Annotated in this window: 9 protein-coding genes; 5 read left to right on the top strand and 4 right to left on the bottom strand. The window is 64.3% G+C overall.

Annotation, left to right across the window (positions count from 1 at the left end; all coding sequences use genetic code 11):
- Positions 1–252: 252 nt before the first annotated feature.
- The gene (locus tag QQM37_RS05360; RefSeq protein ID WP_285725551.1) at positions 253–1,965 is read right to left on the bottom strand and encodes a phospholipase C; all 1,713 of its coding nucleotides are present in this window, start codon (positions 1,963–1,965) and stop codon (positions 253–255) included.
- A 253-nt stretch (positions 1,966–2,218) separates the two neighbouring features.
- Entirely contained in the window at positions 2,219–3,418 is a 1,200-nt protein-coding gene (locus tag QQM37_RS05355; protein ID WP_285725549.1) for a low temperature requirement protein A, read from the bottom strand.
- 191 nt (positions 3,419–3,609) lie between these two features.
- Here QQM37_RS05355 and QQM37_RS05350 point away from each other — a divergent pair, with 191 nt between their 5' ends.
- From QQM37_RS05350 to QQM37_RS05335, 4 genes are all read left to right on the top strand, one after another.
- Positions 3,610–4,326 (top strand): hypothetical protein, encoded by a 717-nt coding sequence (locus QQM37_RS05350; RefSeq protein WP_285725548.1) that lies wholly within the window; start codon positions 3,610–3,612, stop codon positions 4,324–4,326.
- A 75-nt stretch (positions 4,327–4,401) separates the two neighbouring features.
- On the top strand, positions 4,402–5,841 hold the full coding sequence (locus QQM37_RS05345; protein ID WP_285725547.1) for a signal peptidase I: 1,440 nt from the start codon (positions 4,402–4,404) through the stop codon (positions 5,839–5,841).
- Positions 5,838–6,401, top strand: coding sequence for a hypothetical protein (locus QQM37_RS05340; protein ID WP_285725546.1), 564 nt, complete (start codon positions 5,838–5,840; stop codon positions 6,399–6,401). The genes QQM37_RS05345 and QQM37_RS05340 overlap by 4 nt, the downstream gene beginning before the upstream one ends.
- Positions 6,402–6,502: 101 nt before the next feature.
- Positions 6,503–7,789: an adenylosuccinate synthase gene (locus QQM37_RS05335; protein ID WP_285725545.1), complete on the top strand. Its 1,287-nt coding sequence runs from the start codon at positions 6,503–6,505 to the stop codon at positions 7,787–7,789.
- A gap of 245 nt (positions 7,790–8,034) precedes the next feature.
- On the opposite strand, the gene QQM37_RS05330 is transcribed toward QQM37_RS05335, so the two are convergent.
- Positions 8,035–10,758 carry a helix-turn-helix transcriptional regulator gene (locus QQM37_RS05330; RefSeq protein WP_285725544.1) on the bottom strand — a complete coding sequence of 908 codons (2,724 nt, stop codon included), beginning with the start codon at positions 10,756–10,758 and terminating at the stop codon, positions 8,035–8,037.
- Between the two features lie 202 nt (positions 10,759–10,960).
- On the opposite strand from QQM37_RS05330, the gene QQM37_RS05325 reads away from it, so the two are divergent.
- The gene (locus tag QQM37_RS05325; RefSeq protein WP_285725543.1) at positions 10,961–11,767 is read left to right on the top strand and encodes a carbon-nitrogen hydrolase family protein; all 807 of its coding nucleotides are present in this window, start codon (positions 10,961–10,963) and stop codon (positions 11,765–11,767) included.
- Between the two features lie 47 nt (positions 11,768–11,814).
- Here the strand turns inward: QQM37_RS05325 and QQM37_RS05320 are convergent, their stop codons facing one another.
- Positions 11,815–13,569 carry a hypothetical protein gene (locus tag QQM37_RS05320; RefSeq protein ID WP_285725541.1) on the bottom strand — a complete coding sequence of 585 codons (1,755 nt, stop codon included), beginning with the start codon at positions 13,567–13,569 and terminating at the stop codon, positions 11,815–11,817.
- Positions 13,570–13,770: the final 201 nt, after the last annotated feature.

Genomic DNA, 13,770 nt, shown 5'->3' with positions numbered 1-13,770 from the left:
TGCTACTGAACGTGAACAACGGCACCGTGGCGCAGAAAACCGGGCCTGGGCACAACGATCAGGGTGACCAGGGCGACGACAACCAGGGCAATCAGGGCCAGGACGGCTGATTCCGCCTAGCTCTGGCCTGGACTCTGGCTTGGACCAGGCCCCTGAGCATGACGGCCGTTGTGCCTCCCAGCTGGGAGGCACAACGGCCGTCATGCTCAGGGGCCTGGTCCAAGCCAGAGTCCAGGCCAGAGCTAGGCGGAATCAGCCGTCCTGGCCCTGATTGCCCTGGTTGTCGTCGCCCTGGTCACCCTGATCGTTGTGCCCAGGCCCGGTTTTCTGCGCCACGGTGCCGTTGTTCACGTTCAGTAGCAGCTTGATATCCCGCTGGTGGTTGAAGTTGAACATATTGCTCAGCGATCCACTGGTCGCATCCGCGGAGAAATCTCCCAGACGTCCAGTGCTCCAGTTGTCCTCAATGAAGCGCAGCACCGAAGACTGGGTGGTCTGCGTGTGGTCCACAAAGTTCTTCTTGGCGTAAGGAGAGACCACGATCATCGGCAGTCGCGGTCCCGGGCCGCAACGGTCCGCGTAGCCACCAGCCATCGGCACACCCTGCTTGGCAGCATTGAGGCACCAGGCGGCGTCGTCGGTGGTGTTGGAGGAGTTCTTCGGGGACGCGGCCACATGGTCGTACCAGCCGTCCGAATCGTCGTACATCAGGATGACGGCGGTGCTGTCCCAGTTCTTTGACTGCTGGATGGCGTTGAGCTGGCTGGTGACGAAGGCCTGCTCATCGAGCGGATCGGAGTATCCGGCGTGCCCGTCCTGGTAGTTCGCTGCCTTGAGGAAGGAGACGGCAGGCATGTTGTCCGAGTTGACCACCTTGTTGAAGTCGGTCAGGTCGTACTGGTGGTTGGCCTGCCCGTTGTGGCCGATCTCCGCCGTGGTGGCCGGTGCCAGGTGGTGCGGGTTGGCCGTCGACTGGTAATACTGGAAGGGCTCGTGGTGCGGGTTGTAGTCGGTGGCCTTCGCCCCGGCGACATTGGTGTGCGAGCTCAGGCAGGCGGCCGGGCTGCTCGCGGTGGCTGCCGTCGTCGGGGTGAAACCGCCCTGGAACCAGCCCCAGCTGACGTTTTTGGCGTTGAGCAGATCGCCCACGTTCTTGCCCTGCATCGCCGCCAGGTTGTAGCTATTGGCGTGGCTGCTGTTGGAGCAGTCGTCATAGACCGGGTCAGGGTCCTCGGTCATGGTGCCCACACCGTTGGCGTTCGGGAACTTCACCGTGTAGGTGCTGGAGGTCGGCTTCACCGGGACCCCCGCCGCAGTGAACTCAGTGACGCCATGGGTCTGGCCCGCCACCAGGTTGAGCGCCCCGGGGGTGGAGGGGCCAAAGGTCGTCCCGAAGGAGTTGTCGCTCATCGCGAAGTGCTGAGCGTAGTTCCAGATGCCGGTCACGGTGTTGCCGTCGTAGTAGTCCATGGTCAGTCCGGGCTGACCGAACTTGCCGGCGCAGCTGTCCATGCTCGTGTTTTCGACGAACTTGTTCATCAGGCCGCCGTTGTAGGCCTTCTGCTCCGCCGTGTACTCATGGTCCTGGTCGCAGGTGACGGCCTGCGATGGCGTCAGCCGGGCCGGCTGCACCGAGTTGGGGTTGTTCGGGGCCAAAAGATCGGCCTGCGCCAGGGTGGCGATGTTCTTGGGCGTATTCGGCGCTGCCTGGAAAGCAGGCGCGGCTGCCCCGCTGCCCTGCTGCGTCTCACCGGGCAGGTTCGCGGCCTTCGGGTAGGTGGCGAAGTAGTGGTCAAAGGAGACGTTTTCGCCGAAGATCACCACGAGGTGCTTGATCGGTGAGGTGGTCGAGGGCCCGTCTGCGGCGGATGCCGGGAGCGAGCCGATCAGTCCGAGGGCCAGGCTGCTGGCCGTGAGGCCTACCGCCAAGGTTGAGGCCAGAGTATGTTTCCTGCGAAGGTTCATGAGGTGTCCTTAGATACGCGCAACGTGCGATTCTTGCGTCTTGAGAAATATCCCCCTGGGAGTTGGTGCCCACCGTGATCTGACGGTGATGCACCATGACGAAAATACCGCCATCGGTAGCCTCTGACAGCAGGAGTTAAGCCTTCGGAGGGGTTTGTTCGACAAGAGTTCACCAACCTGCGATGGACAAACTGCCAACAGTTCCTCCGGCTGCGGACAGCCTGTGCAGGCACTGGTTGTCTAGCCATGGGGCCTAGTCGAGATGCTTGGTCCGATGCGGCACCGTGTGGATGGTCAGGAACGCCACGAGCGCCACCAGCACCCCGGCCGTGATCTGGGCGGAGCCAGGCAGGAAGGCGCTGAAGCCGATCAGCACCGCAGCCAACGGCATGAGGAGGTGAGTGGGCAGGGTGCTCTGCGGGCGCACCACCAGAAGCCAGACCATGAGAACGTACAGGGCCACCGGGACGGTGAGGGTCGCAGCAGCCTCTACCGAGCTGAGGGCGTCCAGATGGTGCTGTTCGGTCAGCAGTGAAATCTCGATGCCGCCCGCAACCGCCGCGGCGGAGGCGAACACGACAAAGTGGCCGTAACCCCAGAACAGGCCCTGACGCAGGTTGGTGAGCAGTTCGTGCTGGGGGAGTGCGAAGTAGATCCACCACATACTCGCCACAATGACCAGCCCAGTGACCGCGATCAGCACGATGCCGGCCGGATCGGCCTCCTTGCGCACCTCGGCGACGGCGGTGGCGGCGGCGAGGATGGATTCGCCCAGCACGATGATGGTGAAGCCGCTGTAGCGTTCGGTGATGTGGTGACGGTGCCATTCGGTGAGCTTGAATCGCTCCGCCACTACGGGGACGGAGAGCTCCAGGGCCATGCCCAGCCAGAAAAGTGCCACGGTGGCGCCGGGCGGCAGGGTGAGCGCGTAGATCACCCAGTACACCTGGACCACGGTGATGCCGATAGCGTAGGCCAGAGCCGTTTTCCGCCCGACGGCGTCGCTGGCGGCAGCGCGTAGCCATTGCGCCACCATGGCCAGGCGCATGATGAGGTAGCCGGTCACCCCCAACGTGAAATCTGGATGCTCGGGATTCGCGATGCCCGGGATACCTGCCGCGAAGGTCAGGGCACCGCCCATCTGGACGATGGTCAGGATCCGGTAGTACCAATCATCGGTGTCGTAGGAGGTGGCGAACCAGGTGAAGTTCATCCAGGCCCACCAGATCGCAGCGAAGGCCATGGCGTAGCCGAGGATGCCGACCGCCAGATGGCCTTCTTCCTCATAGCCGAGCAAGGACCTGCCGGCGAAGGCCACCGCGACCACAAAGACGAGGTCGAAGAGCAGCTCCAGCGGGGTGGCCGTGCGATGTGGCTCATGGGGATGACGGCGTGCCATCAGGGGCAGCAGCCGGCGGCTGCGTGCTGATCGGTGGGCGGTGGTGGCGCTCATGAGGCTCCTCGACATCGGATCCGGCTTCAGCCTTTTCACATTTGTGAAAACTCTATCTTCTGTGACGTTGACAAATAACTGTCACAGTGAAGAATTGTGCACACATCTGTTCTCTGGGGGCTCAGACTGAAAAATCTCCATCTCGTGCCCCGGGAACTCTCCTCTGGCGCGACCGATCGCCCGGGGGCATCATGAACAGCACACCCACCACTCGACATCGCAGCACCAAAGCCACCAAAATCCGTGCACTCTTGGCCGGCGGCATTATTCTTGGCATCGGTGCCACCTTCACACTGGCGGCCTGGACCGACAACGAATGGCTCTTCGGCAGCTCAGGCGGCAACAACGGCCCGGGAACCAAGGTCTACCACATGGAGCAGAACACCTTCTCCAATACCAATGGCACCGGCGCCGATGCCTGGAGCGCCAAGCCGAACATGCCCACACTTCCGGATGCGAACGTGGACGGTGCGCTGACCTTCGGTGTCACCTCCTCCGCCATGCTCCCCGGTACCACTGTGTACGCACCGATGCAGCTGCGTGCCGCCGCAGGGTCCCAGGCGCTCACCGCCACCCTGGCCCAGGGCGTGCAGCTGGCCGGGGCGAACACGACCACAAACACCACAGCCCTGTACACCGCCCTGACGTACCGGGCCATGCTGGGTGTGACCAAGGCCAATTGCGCGGCTGGTGTGCTGACCGGGGCTACCGATCTGGTCGCGGCGGGCTCTGCTCTGAGCACTGCCTCAGCCGTGCCGATCGCCCTTCCGGCCGGGGCCACCTCGGCGGTCCCGGGGACGGCGGTGGATGTCTGCTTCGCCATCACGCTGCCTACCACTGCCCCTAGCACGCTTCAGGGGCAGGCGACGGTTCCGCTGTGGCGCTTCACCAGCACGGTGGGCTCCTAAGCATCCGGGTATGGGGACGACCGGCCCAGCGCAGGTAGTGCCCAGAACAGCGGAAAGGCCAGCACTGTGAATGCAGTGACGAGGGTTCTCCTGCGCGCGGGCCGGGAGACGGTGCTCACGGTGCTGGCCCTTCTGGGGTTGGCCTGCCTGGCCGCTCTGGTTCTGGGATTCTTTGTCAAGGCTTCCTTTGTCGTCTTCAGAACCGGCTCCATGGAGCCGCTCTACCCAGTGGGTGCCCTGTCCCTGACCGTGCAGGAGAAGGCACAGGATCTGCAGCCCGGCGATGTGGTGTCAGTCAAGCGGACCGATGGCGGTGCCCTGGTGACACACCGGGTGGTGCGGGTTTCCCCGCTTGCTGCGCCGGGTGGGACCACCTCGCTGACCCTCAAGGGGGATGCCAACACTGTGGAGGACCCGCTGCCCTATGAGGTGACCACGGCTCAGAAGGTCGTTCTGACGGTTCCCTCGCTGGGCGGCTGGATCATGGCCGCACGTGGACCCTGGTTCATCGGTGCTGCCACGCCCATTCTGGCAACCCTGGTGGTCTGGGCCTTCTGGCCTCGGCGTTCGACGCCGGATGGTGCGGAGCCGAATGGTCCGGAGTCTGTTGAGGCGACGTCTGCTGGCCCGGAGTCCGTCGGGCCGGGTGCTCCCGGTGGTCTGGACGCGTCATCGGGTGTCTCAGCTGCCGGATTGTCCGGGGCTGGCCGACATTGGAAGGCGCGCGCCTCCCGGGGAGTCTCCCGGCGGAGCGTCGTGGCAGGCCTGCTCCTGGGGGCGATGCTGCCGGTGGGATGGCTGTCCGGCCTACCCGGGCCGTGGGGAGCGACCCCGGCACACGCGGACGATGGGTTCATTGCGGTGCCGGAGACCGGTATTCCCGGTTACGTCTCGCTGGCCTCCTCGCGTTACCCTCTGGAATTTCCGGCGCTCACTGCAGGTAACTCCTTCAGCTGGCAGGTCCGGGTGAGTCTGAGTTCCCGACCGACCGCGACTGCTTCCTTGCAGCTCACCGCGCAGGGCTCCCTGGGGGACGCCTGGAGTGATGAGATTGCAGTGGAGGAATGCGCTCAGCCGTGGCAGGGGAGCAGTGGTCTGAATCAGGTCCTGGCCTGCCCCGGTGGTGGCATGCAGCGAGTCGCCAGTGTTCCGCTCTCGGCAGTCAACAGCGCGGTCCGGGTGCCGCTCGCCGACCTCCACCAGGGCTCGCCCTCCTTTCTGAAGTTCACCCTGAAGCGGCCAGCCCAGACTGCACCAGCTCAGACGGCATCGTCCACCTCGGGAATAGGCGGCTCACTTTCCGCGCCATCGGCGGAGAGCCCCCTGTTGAAACTCGGCATCGGGGTGACCGGCCTGGGGGATGATCCCGCTCCGGGAGAGCTCGGCGTCACCGGGGCCGAGCTGGTTCCGGCGGTGCTGGCCGGCCTGGGGCTCGTGGCGCTGGGCAGCGTCGGCGTGCTGATGCGTGGCCGTCACGTTGGTCGTCACAGAGGCAGGGGAGGAGCGGCTCGATGATCGGGACCCTACCCTCGCTGTGCCAACGACTGCTGGGCCGTCCGCTCCGGATGATGGCGCTCGCGGTGCTGACTGCCCTGGTGCTGGTGGCTGGGACGACCGCCGCAAGTTCCGCAGCCTGGAGCGACCACGAGTGGGTGTACGGCCGGTCGCTGGGGGCGGCTGCTTCGGTACCCGCAGCATCGCTGACCCAGCCCTGTTTTTACAACGCCGGAATCGCCGGCATCGGGGCCTATGTGGGTATCTACTGGGCTCCACCGGCTGGGTATACCAAAGCCAATGCCTCCCTGTACCTCTCGACAGGTGGAACCGGCACACCTCTGGCTCCGGTGAGCAGCACCACCTTTGATGTTGCCGCCAATACGACGGGTACCACTGCGGAATACACCACATCGATTTCGATGACCCTGCTGTCAAGCCTCGTGGGGCTGGGTGCCACCAAGGACCTTGCCATCGTGATGACCGTTGGTACCGCACCCTGGGCGTCCGTGCCCGCTAAAGTGAAGGTCGCCATGGGGGTCATTCTGAGCCTTGGTGCCACCTGCACCAATCTCTCGTGATCACATTCCTCCTATCCCGCTCTGCCGATGCGGACGGTCGCCACGCTGCAATCGACTAGGCTGGATGGGTCAAGTCTTGCCGAATCCTCAGGGAGGATCCCATGCCAGCAATTGTGATCGTCGGCGCCCAGTGGGGCGATGAAGGTAAGGGCAAGGCCACTGACCTGCTCGGCGGCCGCGTGGACTACGTGGTCAAGCCGAACGGCGGCAACAATGCCGGCCACACCGTCGTCGTCGGCGGTGAGAAGTACGAGCTCAAGCTCCTTCCCGCCGGCATCCTCAGCCCCAATGCGATCCCGGTGATCGGCAACGGCTGCGTCGTCAACCTTGAAGCGCTCTTCGAAGAGATCGATGCGCTCGATGCACGCGGCGCGGACACCTCTAAGCTGCGGATCTCCGCTGAAGCCCATCTGGTGGCCCCCTATCATCAGGTGCTGGACAAGGTGACCGAGCGCTACCTGGGCAAACGGGCGATCGGAACCACCGGCCGCGGTATTGGCCCGGCGTACATGGATAAGGTGGCGCGGCTCGGTATCCGGGTGCAAGACGTCTTTGATGCCTCGATCCTGCGCCAGAAAGTGGAAGGCTCGCTGGCCCAGAAGAACGAGCTGCTGGTCAAGGTCTATAACCGTCGCGCCATTGATATTGACGAGACTGTTGACTACTTCCTGAGTTTCGCGGAGCGGCTGCGGCCGCTGGTGATCGACTCGACCATCGAACTCAACCGAGCGCTCGATGACGGCAAGGTCGTCCTGATGGAGGGCGGTCAGGCGACCTTCCTCGACGTGGATCACGGCACCTACCCCTTCGTCACCTCCTCGAATCCGACCGCAGGTGGGGCGTCGGTGGGATCCGGCATCGGGCCGACCAGGATCAAGCGGACCGTGGGCATCATCAAGGCCTACACCACCCGGGTGGGTGCCGGTCCGTTCCCGACCGAGCTTTTCGACGAGATGGGCGAGTACCTGCAGAAGACCGGCGGCGAGTTCGGCGTCAATACCGGCCGCCCCCGTCGATGCGGTTGGTACGACGCGGTGCTGGCTCGCCACGCCTCGCGGATCAACGGCTTCACCGACTACTTCGTCACCAAGCTGGACGTGCTCACCGGCATCGAGAAGATTCCGGTCTGCGTGGCCTATGACGTCGACGGGGTGCGTCATGACGAGATGCCGATGACGCAGACCGAGTTCCACCATGCGAAGCCGATTTTTGAGTACTTCGACGGCTGGACTGAGAACATCTCAGATGCGAAGACCCTCGAAGACCTGCCGGAGAATGCCCGGAACTACGTGCTGGAGCTGGAGAAGATGTCCGGGACCCGGTTCTCTGCCATCGGGGTGGGGCCTGATCGCGATCAGACCATCGTCCTGCACGATCTGATCGACTGACAGCGGCCTGACCGACTCCGCGTGAACATCGACTCCGCGTAAACAGAAGGGTCGCACTGATTCCCCCCAGTGCGACCCTTCTCTGCGTTGCGTCCTCATAGGTGCGACAACGGGTCCCCTACGTCCGGTATCCCCCCAATACTGATCGGCCGTACGGCTACGTTTTGTTCCCGCTGCCTAGCCTAGGAGGGTCAGCTGTACTGGTCTTGAGTGATGAGCACTCGTTTTCTGTGAGCGGACCACTCTTAACCGAAGCTGCGCGCATCGGAGGAGGATTGTTCGGTTCCTGGACCCAGAAGAAGCCCGAGTTGATCGGCGAGCTCCTCGCGGGAGGAGAGGCCATGTTTGGCGAAAATGCGGTACAGGTGGCCCTCCACCGTACGCACCGCCAGGCTGAGGTGTTCAGCGATCTGACGGTTGCTCAGGCCGGAGATCACCAGCTTGACCACTTCCTGTTCCCTGCGGGTGAGCCCCGGGGCATCGACGGACTGCAACCAGGGTGAACTGAGGCCCTGAAGACGCTGGACCAGCTGAGCCAGGCGATGACCGGCCCGGTGCTTCTCCTCAGACTCACCGCGGCCCTGATATGCGCGGACTGCCATGGACTGAAGCTCCGCAGCAAGCAGCGGATCACCCGCTCGGAGGGTCGCCAGCGAGGCCTTCTCCAGGGCGCTGGCGTCCCGATTCTGAATAACAGGTATCAGTAGGCTCCACCGCAGAGCGCGTTCGCATCGCATCGATTCCGCCAGTTGCTGGAAGGCGTCCAGACCTGAGGTGTCCATGATCCGCACCCGGAGGGCATGAATGGTCAACGCCACCGATCGGTGACGGGCTGATTCACTGTCGGCGCCGAGCTGAATCAACCTGGCCGAGGCCTCCTCTCGCTCTCCGAGGAAGCCTCGTGCCGCAGCGGCCAGCGCCTGCGCCTCGATCAGATGGGTGTCAGGAAGGCTGCTGGTCGATCTCTCAATGTCTCTGATCTGGGCTCGTGCGCTCTCTGTGAGTCCCTTCAGCGCCAGGGCATAGGCGCGATAGCCCTGAGCCAGTGGCAAGACTCCCCAGGGGTCGTACCGTTGCAGCGAGATGACCGCGGCGCCCAGTTCACTCAGGGAGGCCGAGGGGTGCCCCTTCACCAGATTGATAATCCCCAGTCCGAGCTGGCACAGCCCGCTCAATTGGGTCCCCAGCGTGGGCTCATAGCTTGAGGCGCTGTCCAACAACTCCTGGGCCAGAACCCCCGCCCCGCCGTGGAGAAACGCTGAGAGCGCAACACTGAACATCAGCAGCCGCTCCGCAGAGGTTTCGGGCCCCTCAGCTGCGGGCTCACTCAGGATCTCCTGGAACAGGGCGACGGCGCGGCGCGAATCTCCGCTCGCGGTCCATACGGTGCAGACGGCACGCGTGCAGACCGGTCTCAGGGTCAGTGGCAGCGCATCCCGGTATTCCCAGGCCTCCGCCGCGACCTGGTGCGCTGTGTTGAAGTCCCCGCGGGATGCGGCCTCCACGGTGTCAAGAAGAGCAATCAACGCGTGCGACTGCATGGAGTCGGGAGAGCCGGAACTGGGGGACGCGGACGTACGCGCAGTCGTATTCTGGCCCGGCGGGTAGTCGGCAGCGTACCGTCGGATCCTGTCACCGCTCGCCCAGAGGGATCCAGGCATCGCCAGGTGGATGCTGAGCAAGGTCGACATGGCTCGGGAAGCCGTCTCGGCATCGCAGGCCAGCAGCAGGGCCTGCTGGGCGGCGGCGATGGCCAGTTGTGGTTGATGAAGGAAGAACCGCGCCATTGCTTCTTCCGCGAGTGCGGCGGCCCGTGAGTCCGGATCCGCGACAGCGGTGGCCAGCCGTAACGCAAGGTCACTGTGCAGAGCCTCATTGGCCGCAGTAGCGGCTTCGAGAAGGCGTGCGTCCGGAATCGGAGCTCCCAACTCCAGGGCCCAGATGGCATCTGCGATTCTGTTCTCCGGCGTACCTGTGGTCCAGGGATCGAAGGCTGTCTGCAAACTTTCACGCAGGCTCAGCGAATGCCCGGAGCTGACCAACTGGGCGATGGCGTGGGCATGAGCGGGGTAGCTGAGCCGCACCCTGCGGTGCACGGACTGGTCCAGAACGACCAGCCCAGCCAGTTCCATGGCATCAAAATTGTCCCGCCCGCAGAGGTCCAGGAGGACAACTGGGGGCAGCGGGCCAGCGAGTGCCAGCAGCTCCAGGGCCTGACGGCACCCGGGTTCCAGGGCGGAGAGATCCTCACGGACGACCTCCAGAGACTCACGCCCGAAGCGTCCGCTCGGACTCCAGACCATCCAGAGGCCGTCTTCGCAGGTCAGGGATCCCTCTTCGAGACCACCGCTGACCAGACCCTGAAGCGCCAGCGGAGACCCGGCTGCCCCCTGGATGAAATAACTGCTGGCAGTGGTGGAGATCTGCCCCGGCAGCAGTTCGCTCAACAGAGCCAGCGAATCGTTGGGGCTCATCGGACCGATCTCCCGCCTGACCAGGCGACCGTCCCGCCACAACTGCGTCAGGGCGTTCGCGTTGGCTCCGTACCGCTGGCCCAGAATCAGGCGGGCACCGCTGATGCTGGCGGCCTGGGAGAGTACCGCGGCACTTTGCTGGTCGAGGAAATGGGCGTTGTCCACCAGGAGAAATGCCTGCGAGCCGGAGCTGGTCAGTTCCCGGAGCCTGGTGAGCACCGCAGCGAGAGCGGCCTGAAAAGAAGGTCCCCCTGCGAAGGATGTTGAGGTGGTACCGGTCAGGGCGATCGCTGCTGATACCGCAGCAAGAGGAAGACTGGAGATGGCCTGATGCGGTGTGAACTGCAGAATCTCGCTGTGCTCGGTCAGTTCAGCACGCAATCTAGCCAGGACGGTGGTTTTGCCTGTTCCGGAAGGCCCCACCAATAGCACTCCCAGACTGTCGGGTCTCGCCAGATCGGCATGGATCTCCGCCAGCAGTTTGGTCCACAACATCTTTCGCCCCGCCCCTGTGGATATGGTATCCCCGTCAGCATGTCTGAGGCGAGGGGTCAGAGCCTCCGTCACCTGTTTACTGAGGTGTGGAAGCGGCGGAGTGGTCCGCTATTCTGAGAAGGCATTTTCGGTGCAGCGGTGGCATTTGGCAGTGAGGCCTGATGCCGGAGTGGCACCGATTCGGCCCGATGAGAGGGTAGCCATGAAGGTCAGCGTTGCGCAGTTCAGCCCGGAAGGCGTCGTGGAGGGGAACCTCCAGACCATTCGGGAGCTGGTGGCTGAAGCTGCGGCAGAGGGCAGTCAGCTGGTGCTGTTGCCTGAAGAGGCCATGTTCAGTGTGGGCCAGGTGGAGGGCGACTTCCGTCAGGCCGTGGAGGCAGACTGGACCACTTTTGTGCAGCAGCTGACCTTGATCGCAGCTGAGTTCTCGGTGGCGATCATCGCTGGTGGTTATGAGCCGAGCAATGACGAACGTCCTTACAACACCCTTGTTGCGGTCGCCGAGGATGGCTCCATTCTGGGCACCTACCGCAAGCTGCATCTTTATGATGCGTTCTCCTACCAGGAGTCGCGGCGCATCATGCCCGGTGACGGTGGTCTCAGCACGGTCCGCATCGGTGAGTTCACGGTCGGCATGATGACCTGCTATGACCTGCGGTTCCCCGAGCTGGCGCGCGCCCTGGCGGAAGAAGGCGTCGATCTTTTGTGCATTCCTGCCGCCTGGTTCAAGGGTGAGCACAAGATCGATCACTGGGAGACCCTGCTCAAGGCCCGTGCCATTGAGAACACCTATTGGGTCGCCGCAGCCGGCTCAACCAGCGCGCATTGCATTGGTCACTCCGCCATCGTGGATCCGATGGGCGTTCCCATGGCCTATCTCAACGAGGAGCCGGTGGGGCTGGTGAGCGCAGAGGTCACGATCAAGCGCATTGAGGAAGTCCGGGAATTCCTGCCGGTGCTCAAGAACCGTCGGTTGACGTCCGTGCGGGAGATCGTACCCGCCCACTGAGGCGTGGTCCCGTCGCGTCGTCTCATCCCGCTGCGCCCGTGGCCCCTTCAGTGTCGCCTCCGGGCAATGCGTCGGCTTGCCGGATGCCAGGCGAAGGGCAAAAGACCGGTGCCAAGCAATCCCAGGCCCACGACGGCCAGCCACCCTGTTGAGGTGACCATCCCGGTGGCTGCCAACTCCGGCCCGGGTTCCGGTAGGTGAGGTGCCGTTGCGGGGTGCTCCGTCACGGGTGTTGTGGTCGTTGAGGTGCTGCTGACCGGCGCAGTCCTGCAGAACGTCTCACTCGGTTCCCCAAAGGCACTCGTCACGGCATTGACCGTGGCTGCGGCATCGAGCGCAGTCACCACGGTGTAGCAGCCGATGCCGTCCACCACGCCGAGGTCGACCTGCGTTCCATTCACGGCAGGCACCTGGACGCTGCGCACCACCGGGGCACCAGGCGGTATTGTCGCCGAGAGCGTCGGGCGGTCAGCGAGCGGGCCATACAAGGTCAGCGTTGCGGTCAGCGGACCGGGCTGAGCCGGGGTATCAAGGATCTGTAGTGTGTCGGTCAGTGCATGGCCGTCAGAGGTCTGAACCGCTGTGAGTACGGTGGAGAGCTGCGGTGACCAGGGCACCGCGGTGGTCTCACTGGCCACGCCGAAGCGGGAGGCCCAGGGCAGGAAGGCTGCACCGTCGGGACCCTGGGCTGCCGGATTGAGCGTTTCGGTCCAGACGTAGTAGCCGGGCTTCTGCACCGTCAGTGTGGCGGTCTGGTAGAGCCCCGGGCCGTTGACCGCCGTGCTGACCGTACCGACAGTCGGCGAGCCCACCGGGACGGCATCACTCTCCACCGGCGGTTGATCGAAAGGACCCCAGAGGGTTGAATCGACCCTGACGCCCAGTGCCGCACCGGAGGAGAGATCCCGTGGCCAGGCTGCACCATTCGCGAGCGAGACCTGCAGTGCGTCTCCCAGTGCGCCGCCTGCAGCGAGCCGATTCTGCGAAGTCTGAGTCACTACCTGCATTTGCACGGCAGCCGGGGTCGGCAGGGTCGCGGCCACGCTGAGTGCCCCGGTGACCGCCTGGGTGAAAAGACGCTGTGCGCCGGGATTCGAGGGCTCTAACCACTGCAGATGTGGCTGGGGTGCGGCGTCAAGGGTGATCCGCAGCTCTGCGCTCTGCCGGGAGGACCGCGCGACGGCCACAGTCTGCGGCGTCTCTGCGCTGACCCACGATGGCGCTCCACCCAGCTGGGCTGCTCCGCCGACCTCAGCACGGACGCCGAGCCCCGGCACGGGGACTCCGGCAGCGCCCAGTACCTGAACCGACGCCAGCCCGGGTTCGAGCCACGCCACATCCACCCGGTACGGGCCGGCAAACCGCAGTGACTGCTCGGTCATCGTGCGGGCCTGGTCCACCACGGCGGCTGGGAGCTGCGCTGCCTGAAGAATGGCCTGCATCCCCGTTGATCCCCACTGGGCATTCGGTGAGGTGAAAGCCCAGACCGCAAGTTGTACTGCGGCGGCCGTCGCCCGGTCCGTGGTGGATCCCCAGCGGTGCAGAAGATAGGAAACGGCAGCATTGTGTGCCTCAGGCAGAGACTGCCCATCGTGGCGAACGAATCCTCCCCGGTGGCCGTCGCTGTAGCTATCGGCAACGGCCGGGGCGGCGAGCGGCTGATCCGTGCAGTAGACCACCAGTCCGTCCACATTGCGCTGTTGCCCGACCCAGATCGCAGAGTTTCCCAGGCCCGCACCTAGCGTCCAGCCAGTGCCGACCGCCTGCGCTGGCAGGGCAAAAAGACCCAGTAACAGAGTCACGCCGAGTAGGGGAGCCAGAAGGAGAGGGGCGAGGGGGCGAAGAAGTCGACGAGGGAGAATGGGCGATCTGCGAGAACGAAGCACTGTCATGAGGAAGTCTTCCGGTAGTGAGTGAAGGGTCCATTCACAGTGCAAGGATTCAGGGCCAGGAAACAGGCCGATCGCGCCACAACGGGCGATATGTGGATAAAGGTCCCGGCA

Source organism: Psychromicrobium xiongbiense (assembly GCF_030271165.1).
In the GTDB taxonomy this organism is placed as follows: Bacteria; Actinomycetota; Actinomycetes; order Actinomycetales; family Micrococcaceae; genus Renibacterium; species Renibacterium xiongbiense.
This window is presented reverse-complemented; position numbering and strand designations above follow the sequence as displayed.

Coding starts and splice junctions, on each gene's coding strand:
- QQM37_RS05355 (WP_285725549.1), bottom strand. CDS start 3,418: ATGAGCGCCACCACCGCCCACCGATCAGCACGCAGCCGCCGGCTGCTG.
- QQM37_RS05325 (WP_285725543.1), top strand. CDS start 10,961: ATGAAGGTCAGCGTTGCGCAGTTCAGCCCGGAAGGCGTCGTGGAGGGG.
- QQM37_RS05340 (WP_285725546.1), top strand. CDS start 5,838: ATGATCGGGACCCTACCCTCGCTGTGCCAACGACTGCTGGGCCGTCCG.
- QQM37_RS05330 (WP_285725544.1), bottom strand. CDS start 10,758: ATGTTGTGGACCAAACTGCTGGCGGAGATCCATGCCGATCTGGCGAGA.
- QQM37_RS05335 (WP_285725545.1), top strand. CDS start 6,503: ATGCCAGCAATTGTGATCGTCGGCGCCCAGTGGGGCGATGAAGGTAAG.
- QQM37_RS05350 (WP_285725548.1), top strand. CDS start 3,610: ATGAACAGCACACCCACCACTCGACATCGCAGCACCAAAGCCACCAAA.
- QQM37_RS05360 (WP_285725551.1), bottom strand. CDS start 1,965: ATGAACCTTCGCAGGAAACATACTCTGGCCTCAACCTTGGCGGTAGGC.